This window comes from Methyloparacoccus murrellii (assembly GCF_054657115.1).
On sequence record NZ_BAAHXD010000015.1, the window covers coordinates 24,759 to 43,834 of the forward strand.

At 68.5% G+C, this 19,076-nt stretch carries 18 protein-coding genes; 7 read left to right on the forward strand and 11 right to left on the reverse strand.

What is annotated here, in order from left to right; all coding sequences use genetic code 11:
- Positions 1-108 precede the first annotated feature (108 nt).
- Complete coding sequence (locus ACYQ1H_RS06215; protein WP_460027175.1) at positions 109-606, reverse strand: flavin reductase family protein; 498 nt, start codon at positions 604-606, stop codon at positions 109-111.
- A gap of 72 nt (positions 607-678) precedes the next feature.
- Between ACYQ1H_RS06215 and moaC the strand changes: the two genes are divergently transcribed.
- The gene (gene moaC, locus ACYQ1H_RS06220) at positions 679-1,170 is read left to right on the forward strand and encodes a cyclic pyranopterin monophosphate synthase MoaC (RefSeq protein WP_460027176.1); all 492 of its coding nucleotides are present in this window, start codon (positions 679-681) and stop codon (positions 1,168-1,170) included.
- A gap of 50 nt (positions 1,171-1,220) precedes the next feature.
- Here the strand turns inward: moaC and ACYQ1H_RS06225 are convergent, their stop codons facing one another.
- From ACYQ1H_RS06225 to ACYQ1H_RS06235, 3 genes are read right to left on the reverse strand one after another with little or no spacing between them, the layout of a single operon-like run.
- Positions 1,221-1,724 carry a dihydrofolate reductase gene (locus ACYQ1H_RS06225; RefSeq protein WP_460027177.1) on the reverse strand — a complete coding sequence of 168 codons (504 nt, stop codon included), beginning with the start codon at positions 1,722-1,724 and terminating at the stop codon, positions 1,221-1,223.
- A 5-nt stretch (positions 1,725-1,729) separates the two neighbouring features.
- Entirely contained in the window at positions 1,730-2,893 is a 1,164-nt protein-coding gene (locus ACYQ1H_RS06230; RefSeq protein WP_460027178.1) for an alkene reductase, read from the reverse strand.
- Between the two features lie 39 nt (positions 2,894-2,932).
- The gene (locus ACYQ1H_RS06235) at positions 2,933-3,472 is read right to left on the reverse strand and encodes a DUF2058 domain-containing protein (protein WP_460027179.1); all 540 of its coding nucleotides are present in this window, start codon (positions 3,470-3,472) and stop codon (positions 2,933-2,935) included.
- A 282-nt stretch (positions 3,473-3,754) separates the two neighbouring features.
- Here ACYQ1H_RS06235 and lgt point away from each other — a divergent pair, with 282 nt between their 5' ends.
- The 4 genes from lgt to pbpC all read left to right on the forward strand — a co-directional run bounded on the left by lgt (position 3,755) and on the right by pbpC (position 13,500).
- A complete protein-coding gene (gene lgt, locus ACYQ1H_RS06240; protein ID WP_460027180.1) occupies positions 3,755-4,549 on the forward strand; it encodes a prolipoprotein diacylglyceryl transferase in 795 nt (264 codons plus the stop codon).
- Position 4,550: 1 nt separating this feature from the next.
- Complete coding sequence (locus tag ACYQ1H_RS06245) at positions 4,551-5,447, forward strand: thymidylate synthase (RefSeq protein ID WP_460027181.1); 897 nt, start codon at positions 4,551-4,553, stop codon at positions 5,445-5,447.
- Positions 5,448-5,560: 113 nt separating this feature from the next.
- Positions 5,561-11,362, forward strand: a complete 5,802-nt coding sequence (locus ACYQ1H_RS06250; protein ID WP_460027182.1) for an alpha-2-macroglobulin family protein — start codon at positions 5,561-5,563, stop codon at positions 11,360-11,362.
- Positions 11,359-13,500, forward strand: a complete 2,142-nt coding sequence (gene pbpC / locus ACYQ1H_RS06255) for a penicillin-binding protein 1C (protein ID WP_460027183.1) — start codon at positions 11,359-11,361, stop codon at positions 13,498-13,500. The genes ACYQ1H_RS06250 and pbpC overlap by 4 nt, the downstream gene beginning before the upstream one ends.
- A 27-nt stretch (positions 13,501-13,527) precedes the next feature.
- Here the strand turns inward: pbpC and ACYQ1H_RS06260 are convergent, their stop codons facing one another.
- From ACYQ1H_RS06260 to ACYQ1H_RS06275, 4 genes are all read right to left on the reverse strand, one after another.
- Complete coding sequence (locus tag ACYQ1H_RS06260) at positions 13,528-13,755, reverse strand: hypothetical protein (protein ID WP_460027184.1); 228 nt, start codon at positions 13,753-13,755, stop codon at positions 13,528-13,530.
- 60 nt (positions 13,756-13,815) lie between these two features.
- Positions 13,816-14,349: a hypothetical protein gene (locus ACYQ1H_RS06265; protein WP_460027185.1), complete on the reverse strand. Its 534-nt coding sequence runs from the start codon at positions 14,347-14,349 to the stop codon at positions 13,816-13,818.
- Positions 14,350-14,449: 100 nt separating this feature from the next.
- A complete protein-coding gene (locus ACYQ1H_RS06270; RefSeq protein ID WP_460027186.1) occupies positions 14,450-14,881 on the reverse strand; it encodes a hypothetical protein in 432 nt (143 codons plus the stop codon).
- On the reverse strand, positions 14,872-15,345 hold the full coding sequence (locus tag ACYQ1H_RS06275) for a hypothetical protein (protein WP_460027187.1): 474 nt from the start codon (positions 15,343-15,345) through the stop codon (positions 14,872-14,874). Before ACYQ1H_RS06275 ends, ACYQ1H_RS06270 begins: the two co-directional genes overlap by 10 nt.
- 248 nt (positions 15,346-15,593) lie before the next feature.
- Between ACYQ1H_RS06275 and ACYQ1H_RS06280 the strand changes: the two genes are divergently transcribed.
- Together ACYQ1H_RS06280 and ACYQ1H_RS06285 are read left to right on the forward strand one after the other, a co-directional pair.
- Complete coding sequence (locus ACYQ1H_RS06280; protein ID WP_460027188.1) at positions 15,594-16,052, forward strand: BLUF domain-containing protein; 459 nt, start codon at positions 15,594-15,596, stop codon at positions 16,050-16,052.
- A 71-nt stretch (positions 16,053-16,123) separates the two neighbouring features.
- Positions 16,124-16,312: a hypothetical protein gene (locus ACYQ1H_RS06285; protein WP_460027189.1), complete on the forward strand. Its 189-nt coding sequence runs from the start codon at positions 16,124-16,126 to the stop codon at positions 16,310-16,312.
- A gap of 96 nt (positions 16,313-16,408) precedes the next feature.
- On the opposite strand, the gene ACYQ1H_RS06290 is transcribed toward ACYQ1H_RS06285, so the two are convergent.
- From ACYQ1H_RS06290 to cysW, 3 genes are all read right to left on the reverse strand, one after another.
- A complete protein-coding gene (locus ACYQ1H_RS06290) occupies positions 16,409-16,915 on the reverse strand; it encodes a hypothetical protein (RefSeq protein WP_460027190.1) in 507 nt (168 codons plus the stop codon).
- Between the two features lie 187 nt (positions 16,916-17,102).
- Positions 17,103-18,176, reverse strand: coding sequence for a sulfate/molybdate ABC transporter ATP-binding protein (locus ACYQ1H_RS06295; RefSeq protein ID WP_460027191.1), 1,074 nt, complete (start codon positions 18,174-18,176; stop codon positions 17,103-17,105).
- 7 nt (positions 18,177-18,183) lie between these two features.
- Positions 18,184-19,071 carry a sulfate ABC transporter permease subunit CysW gene (gene cysW / locus ACYQ1H_RS06300; protein WP_460027192.1) on the reverse strand — a complete coding sequence of 296 codons (888 nt, stop codon included), beginning with the start codon at positions 19,069-19,071 and terminating at the stop codon, positions 18,184-18,186.
- Positions 19,072-19,076 lie beyond the last annotated feature (5 nt).

A 19,076-nucleotide genomic window follows, 5' to 3' on the forward strand; every position in this document is an offset into this window, starting at 1 on the left:
AATGGCCCCGCTTGCGGGGCCTTTTTTTGCCCGCCTCACGGGCCATCCTGAGCGGCCTTCGAACCCTCGCACCAGCCTCGGCGACAGTTTTTTCCTGCCGGCGTCCTGCTACTCGAAATCGTCCGGGAAGATGGCGGCGGCGCCATCCAGATTGCCGGTATCACGATAGATCAGCGGCTCCATCGACGGATCGCGCAGCTCGCCCCACAGTACCCGACCCAGCGTCAGCACATGGTCTCCGGCCGGTAGCTCGGCCGTCACCGAACATTCGAACAGCGCCAGGGCATCATCCAGCAGCGGGGCGCCGCTTCTGCCCGGATGCCAGGCGTGGCCGGCCAGCTTGTCCATTCGGCCCGGCGTGCCGAAGTGCGCGGCAAGTGCCAGTTGGGACTTGCCCAGCACGTTCACGGTGAAATGCCCGCCCGCCTTGAGCAGCACATAGGAGGCATGATCGGGATTGACGCTCAGGGCCATCAGCAATGGCTGGAACGAGACCGGCATCACCCAGGCGGCGGTAAAGGCACTCGGCCTGATGGCGTCGGCAACGCCGATCACGTGCACGCCAGTGGTGATGCGCTGGAAGAGTTGGGCCATGGCCTGGCTCATGTGGAACTCCCGGCGGGGTTTGCAGGGCCCCTATAATAAGGCTGGTCACGTATCACTACAGGGCTTTTCCGCATGAAGCAGTTCACCCATTTCGATGAATCCGGTGCGGCACACATGGTGGATGTCGGTGCCAAGGCCGTCACGCAGCGCACGGCCGTGGCCGAGGGGGTCATCAGGATGGAGCCGGATACCCTGGCCATGATCGTGGCCGGGACGCACAGGAAGGGCGACGTGCTCGGTATCGCCCGCATCGCCGGCATCATGGCCAGCAAGAGGACCGCCGACCTGATCCCGCTCTGCCATCCGCTGGCACTGACCCATGTCGGCCTGCGGCTGGAGCCCGAGTCCGGCCATCATCAGGTGCGCGTCACCGCCACGGTCAGGACCAGCGGCCAGACTGGCGTCGAGATGGAGGCGCTCACCGCCGTGCAGGTGGCCCTGCTGACCATTTACGACATGTGCAAGGCCATGGATCGCAGCATGACCATGCAGGACATCCGTCTGCTGGAAAAATCGGGCGGGAAATCGGGCGAGTGGCGCAGATTCGACCGGTCCCCCATTTAGGCTGCCCACGGGGGCCGTTCGTTACCGGTGGTGCGGGCTGACGGCCCCGCTCAGGTTCCGCCGATTCGCGGTTTCCGCTGGTAATCCACGAAGCTGTAGCGCAGGCCGCTCTGCTCGTCCCGATCCACATCCTCGCGGGCGATCTCGCACCATGCCGACCAGTCAATCTCGGGAAAGAAGGTATCGCCGTCGAAGGACTGGTGGATGAGCGTCAGGTAAAGCCGTTCGGCCCGGGGCAGGCAGGCGTGGTAGAGCGCCGCGCCGCCGGCCACCATCAGCTCCGGGGCATCGGCGGCCGCCGCCAGCGCCTGTTCCAAACGGTGAAAGACCTCGCAGCCCTCGGCCCGATAGCCGGTGTCGGCACTCAGTACCAAGTTTCGCCGCCCTGGCAATGGCCGGCCGATCGACTCATGTGTGCGGCGCCCCATCAGGATCGGCTTGCCCAGGGTGATACGGCGGAACCGCTGGAGATCGGCGGAAAGGTGCCAGGGTATGCGGTTGTCGATACCGATGACGCGGTTCTCGCCCATGGCGACGATCAGGGCGATCTTCATGCCGCTCAGGCGCCTTCCAGCACGCTGAAATCGGGCAGGCCCTCCTCGCCATGCAGCTGCTTGAGCGTCGGGTAGTCGACGTAGCCGTGCACGCCGCCGCCATAGAAGGTCGCCTCGTCCGGCGTGTTCAGTTCCGTCTGGGCGCGGAAACGCTCCGGCAGATCGGGGTTGGCGAGGAACGGACGGCCGAAGGCGACGAGGTCGGCCTGGCCTGCTTGCAGGGTGGCTTCGGCCCGCGCGCGCGTGTAGCCGCCACAGACCACCAGGGTGCCCGTGTACCGCGCGCGGATCAGGCTCATCAGGGCGACGCCACGCGGATCGGCGCTGTCGCCGGCCTGATGGCCGCCATGGCTGGGGTCGACCACGTGCAGGTACGCCAGGTCACGCCGGTCGAGCTGTTCGGCGACATGGCCGAACAGGCTTTCCGGATCCTCGTCGCCCATGTCGTTGAAGGTACCCAGCGGCGACAGGCGCACGCCGACCCGGCCGGAGCCGCAGGCCTGGATCACGGCGTCGACCACTTCCAGCAGCAGGCGGGCCCGGTTCGCGGCCGGGCCGCCATAGGCATCGCCACGCCGGTTGGTGCTGGAATTCAGGAACTGGTCGAGCAGGTAGCCGTTGGCGGCATGTATCTCGACGCCATCCAGCCCGGCCAAAAGCGCGTTCCTGGCCGCCTGCGCATACTGCCGGACGATCTCGGGCAGCTCTCCCGTTTCCAGGGCGCGGGGCGTGACGAAAGGCACGAATTCCGGCTCGCCCAGGACATTGGTGATGAAGGCCCTGCCGCTGGGCGCGATGGCTGATGGCGCCACCGGCAGCGCGCCCTTGGGTTGCAGGGCCGGGTGGGAGATGCGGCCGACATGCCAGAGCTGCATGAAGATCAGGCCGTCGGCGTCGTGCACGGCCTCGGCGACCAGGCGCCAGCCCTCGACCTGCTCCGGCGTGTGGATGCCCGGTGTCCAGGCATAGCCCTGGCCCTGTGGGGAAATCTGCGTGGCTTCGGTAACGATCAGGCCAGCCCCGGCCCGCTGGGCATAGTAGAAGGCATTGAGGCGCGTGGGGATGTTGCCGGGCTGTTTGCTGCGGGAGCGGGTCAGCGGCGCCATCACCATGCGGTTCTTGAGCGTGTAGGGACCGATCTCGTAACGGGAGAACAGGGATAGGGGCATGCAATCCTCGGGTGATGCGGAAGGTGGGGATGGGGATGCTTACCAGACCAGGTCGTCCGGAATCTGGTAGGCCGCGTAGGGGTCATCGGCGGCGGGCTGATGATCCCGGGCGGTCGGCTCGTTGAGCAGGACGAGTGCCGCCGGATCGCGCTGACGGATTTTCTCCGCTGTTTCACGTGGAACCATTTCATAGCCTGCATCGAGCCTGACGATGGCCAGCAGGCCATTGGCCAGCTGATCGCGGGTGCGGCTGTCCAGCAGCAGCCTCTTGACCTTGCCGCCGTCGTTGAAATGGAACGGCAGCTCACCCTCGATGCGGGCCAGTCGGTGGGCTTCGATCAGCTGCCTGGCCTGGGCTGCCAGGGCCCGGCGTTCGCTCTCTTCGCGCCGCTGCTGGTTGAGCTGGCGGTCCCGCTCCTGTTTCTCCGCCTGGCGTTGCTGCAGGCTCTGCTGTTGTTCGCTGGCGACGGGCTTGCCGTGCGGCGCGCGCTGTTCCTTGTGTTTCTCGCGCTGGGCCTTCTTGACCTGTTTTTCGTTGACCAGTCCCGACTTGAGGAGCTGATCGCGTAATCCTGCCATGTGGGGTTCTCCTTGTCGTCGGCGCCGCCGCGGTTGCCGGGGGCGCCATGGATGAGGGCATTGTGCGTAAGGCGGCAAGACTAGGCAACCTTTGGAAGGGGATTGTGGCGCCAGGGCAGGCGGCCAGCCATGCTATAGTTTCCGGCCGCCGGAATGGGCGGGCCGGTCACATTATCTTCTTCTCCGGAACCTACAATAGCGCCCGCGCCGGGTTGTGTGCCGCGTGGCCCGATCCGCCGTCCGCCACCTCGATACCCGCAATTCTTCCCCACGATTTCAGCCATGTTGCCCTATCCGAATATAGACCCTGTGGCCGTCAGCATCGGGCCGTTGAAGGTTCATTGGTATGGCCTGATGTACATCATCGGCATTGGTGCCGCCTGGCTCATGGCTCGCCAGCGCGCCCGTCAGCCGGGCTTCCCCTGGAGTGCCAAGCAGATCGAGGACCTGATTTTCTACTGCGCGATCGGGCTGATGCTGGGCGGGCGGCTCGGCTACATCCTGTTCTACAATTTTTCGGCCTTTCTCCATGACCCCATGATGATCGCCCGGGTCTGGGAGGGCGGCATGTCCTTTCATGGCGGGATGCTGGGTGCCTTCGCCGGCATGTGGGTCTTTGCGCGGCAGGTGGGTTGCCGTTTCGCCGATGTGACCGACTTCATCGGCCCCTATGTGCCGCTGGGTCTGTTCACCGGCCGCATCGGCAATTTCATCAACGGCGAACTCTGGGGCAAACCCGCCGATGTGCCCTGGGCCATGGTGTTTCCCACCGGCGGACCGGAGCCACGCCATCCTTCACAGCTCTATGAAGCCTTCCTCGAGGGGGTGCTGCTGTTCGTCATCCTGCAGTGGTACCGCCGTCGCCAGCCGCCGCGGACCGCCGTCAGTGGCATGTTTCTGCTCCTGTATGGCGTCTTCCGTTTCCTGGTCGAATTCGTGCGCCTGCCGGACGCCCACATCGGCTATCTCGCCTTCGGCTGGCTGACCATGGGCATGGTGCTGAGCCTGCCGATGATCCTCGTCGGCCTTCTCGTCCTGGCGCACGCCTACTGGCGCCGGGAACCGATCGCTACCTGAGATGGCGCATCCCGAGCGGCAATATCTCGACCTGCTGGAGACCTTGCTGACGCAGGGCGACCTCCGCCAGGATCGTACCGGCGTCGGCACGCGGGCCCTGTTCGGCCAGACCCTGCGCTTCGATCTGGCGGAGGGCTTCCCGGTATTCACCACCAAGCGCATCTTCTGGAAGACGGCGTTCAAGGAAATGTTGTGGATGCTGGGCGGGGGGCGCAACATTCGCGAACTGCTGGCGCAGAACGTGCGCATCTGGACCGACTGGCCGCTGAAGCGCTACCGTGAGGCCACGGGCGAGGCCATCAGTCAGGAGGCATTCGAGCGGCGCATCCTCGATGACGCCGGATTCGCCCAGGTCTGGGGCGATCTCGGCCCCGTTTACGGTTGGCAGTGGCGGCGCTGGCGCGCCGCCGATGGTCGCGAGATCGACCAGATTGCCGAGCTGGTGGATGGCCTGAAGCGCGACCCGACCTCCCGCCGGCTGCTGTTCGAGGGCTGGAATGTCGGCGAACTGGCCGCCATGGCCCTGCCACCCTGCCACAAGACCTACCAGTTCTTCGTCTCCAGCGCGACCGGCCGGCTTTCCGCCGCGCTGATGCAGCGTTCGGCCGACGCCTACCTGGGCCTCGGCTGGAACATCGCCAACCTTGCCCTGCTGACACACCTTCTGGCCGAGCAGTGCGGCTACCTGCCGGGCGACATCGTCTGGTTCGGCTGTGACGTGCATCTGTATCTCAACCACCAGGAGCAGGCCCGCACGCAGATCGCCCGGGCGCCGCGTCCCTGGCCCCGGCTCGTCATCCGCCGCCGGCCGCCCAGCCTGTTCGACTACACCATCGACGATTTCGAGCTCGTCGGCTACGACCCGCACCCGCACATCGCCGCCGACGTGGCGGTCTGAGCCTGCCGGCATGGCCGGATGCCGGCAGCGTGGCTCCTGACCGCAGGCTTTTCAGCGGTCGGAACGCTCCCCCATACTACGCGCTCCCTTCATTTCAACCGCGAGGGTGCGCCATGCGCCGTCTGCTCCTCCTCTGGCCGCTGTTGCTGGCCGTATCGCTGGCTCATGCCGGATCTCCGGCGGATACCGGTGTCCGGATCGAATCCTTCACGCCGCAGGGCACGGTCAAGGGCATCCGCCAGGTCGTCGCCCGCTTCTCCGCGCCGATGGTGGCGCTGGGCGACCCGCGATTGCCGGCGCCCTTCGCGCGCGATTGCGCCGAAGGCGGGGCCGGTCGCTGGGCCGATCCACGCACCTGGGTGCTGGATTTCGACCGCGACCTGCCCGGCGGCATTGCCTGCCGGCTGACGCTGGGTTCCGGACTCAAGGCGCTGGACGGCCGGCTGCTGCTCGGCGAGCGGGAATTCCGTTTCGATACCGGCGGTCCGGCGGTGAAGGGCAGTCTGCCGGAGGAGGGCAGCGAACGGATCGACGAGCAACAGGCCTTCCTGCTGGCCGTGGACGCGCCGGTTGATGCGACATCGGTCGCGGCGCATGCCTGGTGCGAAGTCACGGGCCTGGGCGAGCGCATCGGCGTCGACCTGCTGGACGCGGCGGCCCGCGAGGCTGTGCTGCGGCAGCGACGCGAACTGGGGTATGACTATTACAGCCTGCTGTCGCCGGATGATCCCGAGGCGGCCATGCAGTGGGACGAAACGGCATTGCGGCGGGCCGAAGCCGGCCTTCTGGCCCTGCGCTGTCGCCGGACCCTGCCGCCCGACACCGACGTCCGGCTGGTGTGGGGGCGGGACATCCGCTCGGCCACGGGGCTTGCGACGCGCGAGGACCGGGTGCTGGCGTTCAAGACCCGGCCGGCCTTCAGCGCCCGGTTGCGCTGTCAGCGCGTCAATCCGCAAGCGGCCTGCCTGCCCATGCTGCCACTGGAGCTGCGCTTTACCGCCGAGGTACCGGCCGCACCGCTGAAGGCGGTGCGTCTGCTCGATGCCTCGGGCAAGGCCTATCCTGCCGATCCCATCGACCCGGCCACCCAGCCGCTGGTGCGCGAGCTGACCTTCCGGGGTCCGTTCCCGGAGCGGGCACGACTGACGCTCCAGCTGCCGGCCGACCTGCGCGATGATGCCGGTCGCGCGCTCGAGAACGCCGCCAGCTTTCCCCTGGCCGTGTCCCTGGACGAATACCCGCCGCTGGCCAAGTTTTCCGGCGCTTTCGGCATCCTGGAAGCCCATGAGGGTGGCGTGCTGCCGGTGACGTTGCGCAACCTGGAGCCGCAAGTCGCCGGTCAGCAGCAGGCCGTGGCGGGCGTACCCGGCCAGCTCCAGCGACTCGGCGAGACCGATGCCGATATCGTCCGCTGGCTGGAGCGGGTCAAGCAGGCCGGTGAATCCCGCGGCGAATGGGTGCCGTCGGGGCCGGGCGATGCGGAGACCTGGCGCGAGCAGACGGGTTCCGTCTCCGTGTTTGCCGGGAACGACCGGCCCACGGCATTCGCCCTGCCCAAGCCGCTGGGCGAGAAGGCCTTCGAGGTGGTCGGCATTCCGCTGGGCCGGCCGGGCTTCTATGTCGTCGAACTGGCCAGTCCCAGGCTTGGCGCCTCATTGCTGGGTGACTCGCGCACCCGCTATGTCGCCACCGCCGCGCTGGTGACCAACCTTGGCGTCCACTTCAAGTGGGGGCGCGAGGGCTCACTGGTCTGGGTGACCAGCCTGGATCGGGCCGAACCGGTGGCCGATGCCGAACTGCGGGTCAGTGACTATTGCTCGGGCAGGACGCTGTGGCAGGGGCGTACCGGGCAGGATGGCACGGCGCGGGTCGAAGCCGGCGTGCTCGGCAGGCCGCACGCCGGCCAATCCTGCGGGGAGGGCAGCCCCAGCCCGCTGTTCGTCAGTGCGCGGCTGGGCGACGATCTCGGCTTTACCGCTTCGTCGTGGAACCGGGGCATCCAGCCCGGCGACTTCAACCTGACCGTGGGCGATTACCTCGGGCCGGAGATCGTCCACACCATCCTCGACCGGCCGCTGTTCCGCGCCGGCGAAACCGTATCCATGAAGCATGTGCTGCGGCGTCACACGCTGTCGGGGTTCGACCTGCCCGCCGGTTTCCGGCCGGCGTTCGTCGAAATCACCCACGCCGGCAGCGATCAGCAGGTTCGCCTGCCGGTTGCCATGGACGCGCAGGGAGTTGCCGAATCCAGCTGGGCGATTCCGCGCGATGCCCGCCTCGGCCTGTACCAGGTCGCGTTGACCAGCGCCGATCAGGGCCAGCGCTTCGAGTCCGGCGCGTTCCACGTGGAACAATTCCGCCTGCCGACCATGAAAGCGGTGATCCAGCCGCCGGCTGGGGAGCAGGTCAATCCCGGCGAGATTCCACTGGACCTGTATCTCGCCTATCTCAGCGGCGGTGGCGCCGCGCAGGCGCCGGTCAAGCTGCATACCCTGGCCGAGCCGCGGGGCATCGAATTCAAGGGCTACGAGGATTACACCTTCGGCGGCGAGACCATACGCGAGGGCATCAGCCGTGCAACGGACGATGCCGAAGTCCCGGAAGCCGGTCCGACGCGCCGGCCGGCGGAAGTGCTGCCGCTGGTGCTGGACGCCCAGGGCGCCGCGCGCACCCGCATCAAGGCGCCGTCTCTCAACGGCCGGGCCCAGGATCTGCTGGTCGAGATGGACTACCAGGATGCCAATGGCGAGGTCGAGGCGGTGACCCGGCGCATCCCGCTGTGGCCGGCAACCGTCAATCTGGGGGTCCGCACCGATGGCTGGATCGCCAGCCCCGACGGCGTGCGGCTGCGCACGCTGGCGCTGGACCTGAAGGGGCAGCCGGTTGTCGGCCAGCCGGTCGAGGTGACGCTGTTCGCGCGCAAGACCTATTCGTGGCGCAAGCGGCTGATCGGCGGGTTCTATGCCTATGACAATCGCATCGAGGTAACGCGCCTGGAAAGCCGCTGCGAGGGCCGGACCGACACCCAGGGTTTGCTGCTGTGCGAACTCAGGCCCGGTGTCGCCGGGGAAGTGCTGCTGCAGGCGCGGACCCGCGACCGGCAGGGCAACGAGGTAAGCAGCGCTACCAGTCTCTGGATTGCCGGCGAGGACGATACCTGGTTCGAGGGCGGTTCCACGGACCGCATCGACCTGATCCCCGAGCGTCAGGAATACCAGCCCGGCGAGACGGCCCGCTTCCAGGTGCGGATGCCGTTTCGCCAGGCGACCGCCCTGGTGACGGTCGAGCGCGAGGGGGTGGCCGAACATTTCGTCACCGCGCTCAACGGCAAGTCGCCAACGGTCGAGGTGCCCATGCTCGGTCAGCATGCACCGAATGCCTATGTGTCGGTACTGGCCGTGCGTGGCCGGGTGACCGCGCAGGATGCCTGGTGGTCCCGGCTGGCCGAGCACTTGCATCTGCCCGGCGTGCCGGAGACCGCGCCGCCGCCGAGCGCCCTGGTCGATCTCGGCAAGCCGGCTTACCGGCTGGGGAACGCCGAGGTCCGGGTGGGCTGGCAGGCGCACCGCCTGGACGTCCGCGTGGAGCCGGCGGCCCATGTCTACCGGCCGCGCGAAACGGCCCGCGTGCGGGTCCATGTTGGATCTGCTGACGGCGCGCCCCTGCCGGCCGACACCGAGCTGGCCCTGGCGGCGGTGGACGAGGCCCTGCTCGAGCTCAAGCCCAATCCCTCCTGGCGCCTGCTGGACGGCATGATGGCGACGCGGCCCATCGAGGTCTATACCGCCACGGCGCAGATGCAGGTGGTCGGCAAGCGCCACTATGGCCGCAAGGCGGTCCCGCACGGTGGCGGTGGCGGCCGACAGGCAGCGCGCGAGCTGTTCGACACCCTGCTGCTGTGGCGTGGGCGTCTGCCGCTGAACGGGCGCGACGCCATCGATGTCGACATCCCGCTGAACGACTCGCTGAGCGCCTTCCGCGTGGTGGCGGTGGCGCAGGGTGGACTGGGTCGCTTCGGTACCGGCAGTGGCACGTTCCGCACCAGCCAGCCGCTGATGCTGGACTCGGGCTTGCCGCCGGTGGTGCGCGAGGGCGACCGCCTGAGCGCCATCTTCACCGTGAGGAATGCCGGCGAACAGCCGATGAGCACGCAGATCCAGGCCCGGGTGAGCGCCACGCCGGCCGGCGCGGCGGTGCTGCCCGTGCCAGCGCCGCTGGCCATCGACATCCCGCCGGGTGGTGCCCGCGAGGCGGTCTTCGCGCTGAGCGTGCCGGCCGGTGTCTCGCGACTGGACTGGTCCGTCAGTGCCACTGATCGCGGCGGGCAGGGCAGCGACCTGCTCAAGGTCGGGCAGGCGGTGCTGCCGGCCATGCCGGTGCGCACGCTGCAGGCGACCCTGGAACAGCTCGCTGGCGAGCGCCGCCTGCCGGTGCAGCAGCCCGCGGGCGCCATGCCCGGGCGTGGTGGTATCCGCGTCGCGCTGAGCCCTCGTTTGGGCGACGCCCTGGCAGGGGTAACGGACTACATGCGCCACTATCCCTATTCGTGCCTGGAGCAGAAGGTCTCGGTGGCCGTCGCCCTGCGCGACCGGGCGCGCTGGGGCGAGGTGCTGAACCAGTTGTCCGTTTCCCTCGATCCCGACGGCCTGCTGCGGTACTTTCCCAGCGACCGCTTGGTGGGCAGCGACAGCCTCACCAGTTACGTGCTGGCGATCGCCGACGAGGCCGGCTGGCCGCTGCCGGAGCGGCCGCGCGAGCGCATGCTGGAGGGGCTGAAGAAGTTCGTCGGCGGCCGGCTGGTCCGCGCTTCCGCCATCGGCGTGCCCGACCTCACGCTGCGCAAGCTGTCGGCCATCGAGGCCCTGGCCCGCCACGGAGAGGCCTCGCCGGAACTGCTCGACTCCCTGACGCTGGACCCGAACGACTGGCCGACCTCCGCCCTGCTCGACTGGCTGGGCATTCTGCAGCGGGTCGAGGCGATTCCCGGGCGCGCGACCCGCCAGGCCGAGGCCGAGCAGATCCTGCGCACCCGCCTGACCTATCACGGCACCACCCTGGGTTTCTCCACCGAAGATCGCGACCGACTGGGCTGGCTGATGCGCTCGCCCGACCAGAACGCCGTGCGCCTGCTGCTCATGGCACTCGACCAGCCTGGCTGGCAGCCGGAACTGCCGAAGCTGGTGCGCGGCGCGCTGGGCCGCCAGCGGGACGGGCGCTGGAACATGACCACGGCCAATGCCTGGGGCGTGCTGGCCATGGAAAGGTTCGGCGCGAAATTCGAATCGGCACCGGTGACCGGGCAGACCGAGGCCCGTCTGGGCGATGAACTGCGGCGCTGGGACTGGAGCGGCGCTGCGGGTGGCGGCAGTCTGGCCTGGCCGTTGCCGGAGCAGCCGACCGTCCTGCGGCTGCATCAGCAGGGAACTGGCAAACCCTGGGCGGTGGTGCAGGTGCAGGCGGCCCTGCCGCTGACAGAGCCGCTGCTTTCGGGCTTCGGCGTCAGGCGCAGCCTGCGCGCGCTGGAACAGAAAAGGCCCGGCGTCTGGACGCGCGGCGATACCCTGCGGGTGACGCTGGAACTGGAGGCGCAATCCGACAGCACCTGGGTGGTGGTCGACGATCCGGTACCGGCCGGGGCCACGATACTCGGCCGGGGTCTGGGCGGCGAATCGACGCGGCTGACCCGGGACGAGCGCAGCGAGGGCCAGGTCTGGCCGGCCTGGGAGGAGCGCCGTCAGGATGCCTATCGCGCCTACTATCCGTTCGTGCCGAAGGGGCGCTGGACGGTGGAGTACACCGTGCGGCTGAGCAATCCCGGTACCTTTGTCCTGCCGCCCACGCATGTCGAAGCGCTGTACGCGCCGGAGATGTTCGCCGATGCGCCCAACGCGCCGCTGGCGGTGCTGCCACCGTGAGGCGCCGGTGGCGCGCCATCGCCGGCCTGATCCTGGGGCTGCTGGTGCTGCCCGGCGCGACGCTCTGGCTGGCCAGCCGGTTCGTCGCACCGCCGTCCTTCACCGAGGTGCGGGCCGCCTGGGTTCCCTCGGAGGCCTGGCTGCTGGATCGGCACGGCGAGCCGCTGCAGAGCCGGCGCCGGGACAGCAGCGTGCGGCGACTCGCCTGGACGCCCCTGGCCGAGCTGTCGCCGGCCCTGATCCGGGCCATCCTGCTGGCCGAGGACCGGCGCTTCCCGCGCCATGGCGGACTGGACCTCCGGGCGCTGCTGGGTGCGCTGGGCGGCTATTTCCGCGAAGGCCGCCGGCGGGGCGCCAGCACTCTGACCATGCAGCTGGCCGGTCTCCTGGAGCCCTCGCTCGGCCGTCCGGGCGCCGGTCGCGATCTTGGCCAGAAGCTGCGGCAGGCGGCTTACGCCCTGGCGCTGGAGCGGCACTGGCGCAAGGCGGACATTCTCGAGGCCTATCTCAACCGGGTCGGTTTTCGCGGCGAACTGCAGGGTATCGCCGCCAGCGCCCGGGCGCTGTTCGGCAAGCATCCCTCGGGATTGGACGAGAGCGAATCGATCCTGCTCGCGGCGCTGTTGCCGGCACCCAACGCCGATCCTGTCCGGCTCGGCAGGCGGGCCTGCGCCATTGCCCGCGAGGGCGGGTTCCTCAGCCGATGCACCCGTTTGCAGGCGCTGGCGGCCGCGACGCTGGCGCATCCGCCGGCCGCCGGGCTGCGCGAAGTCGAGCTGGCGCCGGCGCTGGCCCGTCGCCTGCTGGCAAAACCCGGCGACCACGTCGTGACGACGCTGGATACCGCCATCCAGCGGCGGGTCCTGTCGGTGCTCGAACGCCAGCTCGCCGGGCTGACGGGCCGCAACGTGCGGGATGCCGCGGCGCTGGTGATGGACAATGCCAGCGGCGAGGTGCTGGCCTATGTCGGCTCGGCCGGGGCGGCGTCGACGGCGGCGGCGGTGGATGGTGCCGCCGCACGGCGGCAGGCCGGCTCGACGCTCAAGCCTTTCCTCTACGGGTTGGCGCTGGAGCGGCGCTACCTGACGCCGGCCTCGATCCTGGACGATTCGCCGGTCAACCTGGAAACCGCCAGCGGACTCTATATCCCGCAGAATTACGACCATGCCTTCAAGGGCCCGGTCAGCGTCCGCACCGCGCTGTCGGCCTCGCTGAACGTGCCGGCGGTGCGGACGCTGGTGCTGGTCGGCGTCGAGGCCTTCCGTGACCGGCTGGTGGCGCTGGGTTATGCCGGCCTGACCGAAAGTGGCGAGCACTATGGCTTCTCGCTGGCGCTGGGATCGGCGGACGTCAGCCTGCTGGAGCAGGTCAATGCCTACCGCACCTTGGCCAATCGCGGTATCTGGAGTCCGCCGCGCTTCCGCATGGGCGCGGCGGACGCGGGAGGCCGGCGCCGGGTGATGCAGGAAGCGGCAACCTTCCTGGTGGCCGACATCCTCGCCGACAATGCCAGCCGCGCCGTCACCTTCGGTCTCGACAGTCCGCTGGCGACGCGCTTCTGGAGCGCCGTCAAGACCGGCACCAGCAAGGACATGCGCGACAACTGGTGCATCGGTTTCGGCGCCCGCTACACGGTCGGTGTCTGGGTCGGCAATTTCGAGGGCGATGCCATGCGGGATGTTTCCGGCATCAGCGGTGCGGCGCCGGCCTGGGCGGCGATCATGGCCGGGCTGGAGGGCGAGGGGCCGGTGCGGTCAGCACCGGATGGCGTGGTGCGGGAGGCGGTGCGCTTCGAGCCCGCCGTGGAACCGGCCCGCCAGGAATGGTTTCTGGCCGGTACCCAGGCGGCGGTGATCCGCCACGGCGGCTTCGCGCGTGGCCGGGTCATCGAGTCACCCCCGGACGGCGTCATCGTTGCGCTGGACCCGGACATTCCGGCGGCGAATCAGCGTCTGCCGTTCAGGGCCAGTGGTGGCGAGGGAGCCGAGTTTGTTCTCGACGGCCGGGCGGTCGGCACCGCCGGCGGCGAGATCGCCTGGTTGCCGGCACCCGGCCTGCATCGCTTGCAGCTCAGGCGCCGGAGCGATGGGCGGGTGCTGGATACCGTCGATTTCTCGGTGCGTCCGCCGGCGCACTGATGCCGGCGTGCGGACCGGTCCACCGGCTCAGCTGGCCGGGGGGGTATCCGCCGGCAGCGTATGGAAGAGGGCGAACGGCTTCAGTTCGCCGGAATCGACCATGGCGTCCAGCTCCAGCACGACCTGCCGGTGGTCGCGATCGAGCACGTCGTAGACCTCGCGCAATTTCTCGCGGCGGCGTTTGATCTCGATGGCCATGACGGCCAGGACAACGGCCGACAGGGTGGTGGTCAGTAGGGTGGATATGCCGTCCATGTGGAGCGCTCCGGTCTCGGATGTGAGGGGGAAATGATGAGGGCGGGTCCGTTGGCCGGCTCACGCCCCGAGGGCTTCCTGGGCGCCGGCGCGGATGACTTCCAGCGTACCGGCGAAGCCGTCGCGATGCAGCTTTTCGCGAATGTCGCGCTCGATGTCGGCGCTGTGCCGGTGCGTGACGAGGAAGTGCAGGAATTCCTGCAGGGTGCTCAGCACCTGTTCCGGCTTGCGCAGCAGGCCCAGGTTCAGGTGGAAGCCGTGGAATTCCTCGCCGCCTTGCTGGCAGGATTGATGCAGGTCGCGGACCAGGATGATCGGATCCTTGCCGACCAGCACGGGATTGTTGCGGATGATGCGCTGGGATTGCTGGCGCGTCAGCACATAGAACGGATCGCCCTGCTGGAACGACAGGATCATGCTGAAGTTGTCCCGCAACACCTGGGCCGCCGCCGACTTCCAGCCGGCATCGATGATGAAGATGCGGAAGCGCGCCGGCACAGCCGGCGGCCGGACGGCACTGGCTACTGATGGCGGTACTGGCCGGGACGGGCGGCGCCGCGCGCGGGGCGGTTGCGTGTCGTCGGAGGTGGTCATGACGGTTTCTCCTGCCGGCTGGCGGCATTGCGGTTTCCGGGCGTGCCGCCAGTATGCCGGGTTTCCGCGAGGCCTTGCAGGGGCGCAGCGAAGATGCGGCTCACGGTGGCTGGCGCTCTTCCGGCATCCTGTCGGGTGTGGCCTGGCGGAAGCCCAGATAGCGGCCCGTCTGGCGCTCGAAGATCAGCGTGACCGGCCGTTCGTCGATCTTGAAGGTGTCGACGAAACCACCGATGCCGGGCACGAAACCCTTGCCGTCGATGCCGGACAGCGCCGAACCGTAGCGATCGATGCGGTAACCGGCGTACTTGCGGTCCTCGCTCTGCCAGACGGCATAGGGCTTGCCGAATTGCCGCACCACGTCCTCGTAGGTGACCGGCCGGCGATCCAGGCTCTGGAGCTGCTCAAGGGTCGGTGCAACCGTGCCGCCGGTCGCGGCGCAGCCCCCGGCGAGCCCGGCCCAGGCGATCATGGCCAGGTAGGCGCGCGCGATGCCGGGCGCCGTCAGGCCGCCGATCCGGCCTACTTGCATCCCACCACCTCGACATTGGTGGCGCCCAGCACGGTCACGCTCTTGTTGGACGGGTCGCCGCCCAGCACCGTCATGCCGTTCGACGACGAGGCCAGATGCGCCTTGCAATGCGTCCGGATGGTCAGTCCGCCGAGGACGTTGACGTTCGAGATGAAGCAGTACCAGCCGTTCGGATTCAGCAGCTGCATGGTCGAACCGCCAAGGACGTTGACACCGGTGTCCACCAGCACCAGCTCGGGTTTCCGGGTTGGCGTCAGGTCGTCGATGTTCTGGCCGATGCCGAACACCTTGACGGAAGACGACAGCGTCCGGTAGCGGGGGTTCTTGCCGAAGGGATGCTCACCCCAGGCATTCAGGCAGCTGCCGATGTAGCCATCGTATTCGCTGGCAGGAAGCGCTGGCATGGCCAGGCTGATCCCGGCAAGCAGCAGGGCGGTCTTGATCGATGTCAGGCTGGGATTCATGGGTGTTGTTCCGTTTGGCGGTCTGGAAAACGGGCGATCCTGGCCGGCAGCTGCCGGCCGATGTCCCGCATTCTAATGGCCTTCCGCGGCTGGCGGGCGAATCGCGCATCGATCGCGGCTTCGGCCGCGCCGCGGCAGGCTCGGGGCGGCGTCCTGCCCTGGCCGGGCTGCGGGAACGTGCAATCCGGCCTAAGATGGAGCGTGACCGGGACCAATCCGCTCCACCCCTTGCCCGCCAGGAGAGCCCCATGCTTACCATCGCCTATGTCAGTGCCGCCGTGGAACCGTTCTCCCAGGACGACTTGCTGGCCTTGCTGGCGCAGAGCCGCCGGGACAACGCCGCGCATGGCGTCACCGGTTGCCTTCTGTACAAGCAGGGCGAATTCATGCAGTTCCTGGAAGGCGAGGAAGCCGAGGTGCGGCAGCTGTTCGAGAACATCAAGCGGGATCGGCGTCACCATTGCATCTTCCAGTTCCTGGACCGCCAGACGCAAACGGCAGCCTTCGGGGATTGGTCGATGGGCTTCTTCGACCTGTCCGGGGCATCCGACAAGGTTCCGGGTTACAACGACTTCATGAATCGCATGTACACCCTGAACGAGCCGGCCGCGGCCGACAATGCCTACATCCGGGTATTGCAGAGGTTTCGCGATGGCGTGCCCCTGGACCCGGCCCAGTTCCCGGATCGGACGGACGAGTTGAATTAAGGCCCCGGCGCTTCCATATCCGAGGGTCCGGCCGTCCGGCCGGAATCCGTAACGAGACCATGGAGGAAACGATGTCTGCCCCAGGACGCCCCGAGTGGGTTTACCGTGTACAGCGCCAGGGTCTGACCCCTGCCGTGCTGGAGAAATATCTGACCGCCGGCTGGCCGATCCAGGCGATCGCCGAGGATCGGCACCTGGATGTCGAGGATGTGATCGCGGCGATGAAGCGCTGGGACATGGAGGTCAGCAACGCCGCCTGAGCCTGTCCACGGCCCAGGTGTCCCTGCCTTGCCGCCCCGCCGGGTTCCGCCCGAGGCCGTGCTGGCTACAGGCACCCACCGGCGGGGCGTCGGGTGTCAATGCCAGCCGCCGTACTGCTTGGTGGGATCGCCCTTGAAGCCGGCCGAGCCGCCGCTGCCGCCGGTACTCTTGCGCTGCGAGATGGCCGCGCCGGCCGCCTTGGCGAGGTTGGCCTCGCTCAGGCCGCCGAGCTTGAGGGCGGTATTGACCACCAGCGTCGTGACCGGGCTGATGTCCTGCTCGCTGACGAGATCGCTGGTGACGGCGGCCTTCAGGGGCTCCGCGGCGCCATCGATGCGGGCGCTCAGCACCACCGGAAACGCGGTGCCCGGGGGCAGCGCGAGGCGGTAATGGGCATCGCCGCCGAGTTCAGTACCGGCGACGACCTTGCCGTTCCGGTCGGCGGCCTCGATGCGGGCCTGGGTCACCGGCGTTTCGTCATCCAGCACCAGGCCGGTGATACGGGTTTCCGCGGCGCTGGAAGCGGCCGTCGTGGAGGACGATTCGCCGCAGCCGGTCAGGCCGAGCGTGGCGAGCAACAGGGTTGGGAGCAGTCTTTTCATGGTGCGGGACCGGGTGATTGGGGGAAGAGCCGCCATCCGCGGACGCGACCGGTTGCCCGGGAGGGCAGTAGTCCTCGCGAGGCTCCCGCGATGCCGGATGACGGGCCGCAGGATTATCGCCCACCCGGGTGCGATGTCCATCGCCCGCCGCCGCCGGGCGTCCGTTCCTGGCGGGGATCCCCCGCGTTCAGTGCCGGGTGGCTTCCCGCTCCCCGAATACCCGCAACCGGCAAGGTTTCAGGAACACGGCTTCGCCCCGCCTGAGTTCGAGGTGCCGCAGGCGATCCCGGGCCAGCTCCACCTCGACGATGCCCTGGCCGTCGCGGCGCTCCAGTTCGACCCGGACGGTTGCGCCCAGCGGCCGGATGTCCTGCACCGTGGCCGCGATACCATCCGCGTCCGGCGCCTCGCGCAGGATGTCGATTTCGTGCGGTCGCGCATAGAAGGCCGCCCGCTCCAGTTGCGGCGGACCGTCGTCCAGCCGGATGCGTGCCCCGCCCAGGCTGGCGTGGCCGTCGTGGACGCGGCCGTGGAACAGGTTCACATCGCCCAGGAACTCGTAGACGAACGGTGTCGCCGGATGGTCGTAGACCGCCTCCGGCGTGCCGATCTGCTCGATCCGGCCGGCATTCAGCACCACCACCCGGTCGGCCACCTCCAGTGCTTCCTCCTGATCGTGGGTCACGAACACGCTGGTGACATGCAGCTCGTCGTGCAGCCGCCGCAGCCAGCGCCGCAGGTCCTTGCGCACCTTGGCGTCGAGCGCGCCGAACGGCTCGTCCAGCAGTAGCACCTTGGGTTCCACCGCCAGCGCCCGGGCCAGGGCGATGCGCTGGCGCTGGCCGCCGGACAGCTGCGGCGGGTAGCGGTCCGCCAGCCAGTCCAGCTGTACCAGCTGCAGGAGCCGGTGCACCCGCTCGCGGATCTCGGCCTCGGCCGGGCGGCTGGCCCTGGGGCGCACGCGCAGGCCGAAGGCGATGTTCTCGAACACCGTCATGTGCCGGAACAGCGCATAGTGCTGGAACACGAAGCCCACCTGCCGCTCGCGCACATGGCGGTCGGTGGCGTCCTCGCCGTGGAACAGCACCTGTCCGGCATCCGGCGTTTCCAGCCCGGCGATGATGCGCAGCAGCGTGGTCTTGCCGCAGCCGGAGGGACCCAGCAGGGCCACCAGCTCGCCACCCTCGATCTCCAGGTGGATGTCGCGCAGCGCCCGGAACGGGCCGAAGGATTTCTGGATGTTGTGCAGCGTGATGCTCATGGCGGATTCAGGCGTGTGGGTCAAGGTCGGAGGCATCCTGCCGCAGATGCCAGGCCAGGAAATGCTTGGCGGCCAGGGTCACCAGCGCCAGGCAGGCCAGCAGCGAGGCCACGGCGAAGGCAGCCGCGGCGTTGTATTCGTTGTAGAGGATCTCGACGTGCAGCGGTAGCGTGTTGGTCAGCCCGCGGATGTGGCCCGAGACCACCGACACCGCGCCGAATTCGCCCATGGCCCGGGCGTTGCACAGCACCACCCCATAGAGAAGCCCCCAGCGGATGTTCGGCAGGGTGACATGGCGGAAGGTCTGCCAGCCGGAAGCGCCCAGCACCAGCGCCGCCTCCTCTTCCTCCGTCCCCTGCGCCTGCATCAGCGGGATCAGCTCCCGCGCGACGAAGGGGAAGGTGACGAAGATCGTCGCCAGCACGATGCCGGGCACGGCGAAGATCAGCTTGATGTCATGCGCCTGCAGCCAGGGGCCGAACCAGCCCTGCAGGCCGAACAGCAGCACGTAGATGAGTCCCGACACCACCGGCGACACCGAGAACGGCAGATCGATCAGGGTGATCAGCAGGCTCTTGCCGGGAAATTCGAACTTGGCAATGCACCAGGCCGCCGCTACCCCGAAGACCAGATTCAGCGGCACCGCGATCAGCGCGGTGATCAGCGTCAGCCGTGCCGCCAGGAGGGCATTCTCCTCGGTCAGCGCCGACCAGAAGACCGCCAGGCCCTTGCTGAATGCCTGGCTGAACACCACCGCCAGCGGCAGGAACAGGAACCCCAGCAGGAAGGTCAGCGCCAGCGCGATCAGCGTCCAGCGCACCCAGGCAGGCTCGCCGCGGGCCGGGTTGCCGGCCCGGGCGGGACGGTTGACGGCAGCAATGGCGATGGTCGACATGGAGG

Excerpts from the sequence above, each read along its gene's own strand:
- ACYQ1H_RS06290 (WP_460027190.1), bottom strand. The coding sequence starts at position 16,915 with ATGAAAAGACTGCTCCCAACCCTGTTGCTCGCCACGCTCGGCCTGACC.
- ACYQ1H_RS06265 (WP_460027185.1), bottom strand. The coding sequence starts at position 14,349 with ATGACCACCTCCGACGACACGCAACCGCCCCGCGCGCGGCGCCGCCCG.
- ACYQ1H_RS06260 (WP_460027184.1), bottom strand. The coding sequence starts at position 13,755 with ATGGACGGCATATCCACCCTACTGACCACCACCCTGTCGGCCGTTGTC.
- moaC (WP_460027176.1), top strand. The coding sequence starts at position 679 with ATGAAGCAGTTCACCCATTTCGATGAATCCGGTGCGGCACACATGGTG.
- ACYQ1H_RS06275 (WP_460027187.1), bottom strand. The coding sequence starts at position 15,345 with ATGAATCCCAGCCTGACATCGATCAAGACCGCCCTGCTGCTTGCCGGG.
- lgt (WP_460027180.1), top strand. The coding sequence starts at position 3,755 with ATGTTGCCCTATCCGAATATAGACCCTGTGGCCGTCAGCATCGGGCCG.
- ACYQ1H_RS06245 (WP_460027181.1), top strand. The coding sequence starts at position 4,551 with ATGGCGCATCCCGAGCGGCAATATCTCGACCTGCTGGAGACCTTGCTG.
- ACYQ1H_RS06235 (WP_460027179.1), bottom strand. The coding sequence starts at position 3,472 with ATGGCAGGATTACGCGATCAGCTCCTCAAGTCGGGACTGGTCAACGAA.
- ACYQ1H_RS06215 (WP_460027175.1), bottom strand. The coding sequence starts at position 606 with ATGAGCCAGGCCATGGCCCAACTCTTCCAGCGCATCACCACTGGCGTG.
- ACYQ1H_RS06270 (WP_460027186.1), bottom strand. The coding sequence starts at position 14,881 with ATGCAAGTAGGCCGGATCGGCGGCCTGACGGCGCCCGGCATCGCGCGC.
- ACYQ1H_RS06285 (WP_460027189.1), top strand. The coding sequence starts at position 16,124 with ATGTCTGCCCCAGGACGCCCCGAGTGGGTTTACCGTGTACAGCGCCAG.
- ACYQ1H_RS06295 (WP_460027191.1), bottom strand. The coding sequence starts at position 18,176 with ATGAGCATCACGCTGCACAACATCCAGAAATCCTTCGGCCCGTTCCGG.
- ACYQ1H_RS06280 (WP_460027188.1), top strand. The coding sequence starts at position 15,594 with ATGCTTACCATCGCCTATGTCAGTGCCGCCGTGGAACCGTTCTCCCAG.
- ACYQ1H_RS06250 (WP_460027182.1), top strand. The coding sequence starts at position 5,561 with ATGCGCCGTCTGCTCCTCCTCTGGCCGCTGTTGCTGGCCGTATCGCTG.
- ACYQ1H_RS06225 (WP_460027177.1), bottom strand. The coding sequence starts at position 1,724 with ATGAAGATCGCCCTGATCGTCGCCATGGGCGAGAACCGCGTCATCGGT.
- cysW (WP_460027192.1), bottom strand. The coding sequence starts at position 19,071 with ATGTCGACCATCGCCATTGCTGCCGTCAACCGTCCCGCCCGGGCCGGC.
- ACYQ1H_RS06230 (WP_460027178.1), bottom strand. The coding sequence starts at position 2,893 with ATGCCCCTATCCCTGTTCTCCCGTTACGAGATCGGTCCCTACACGCTC.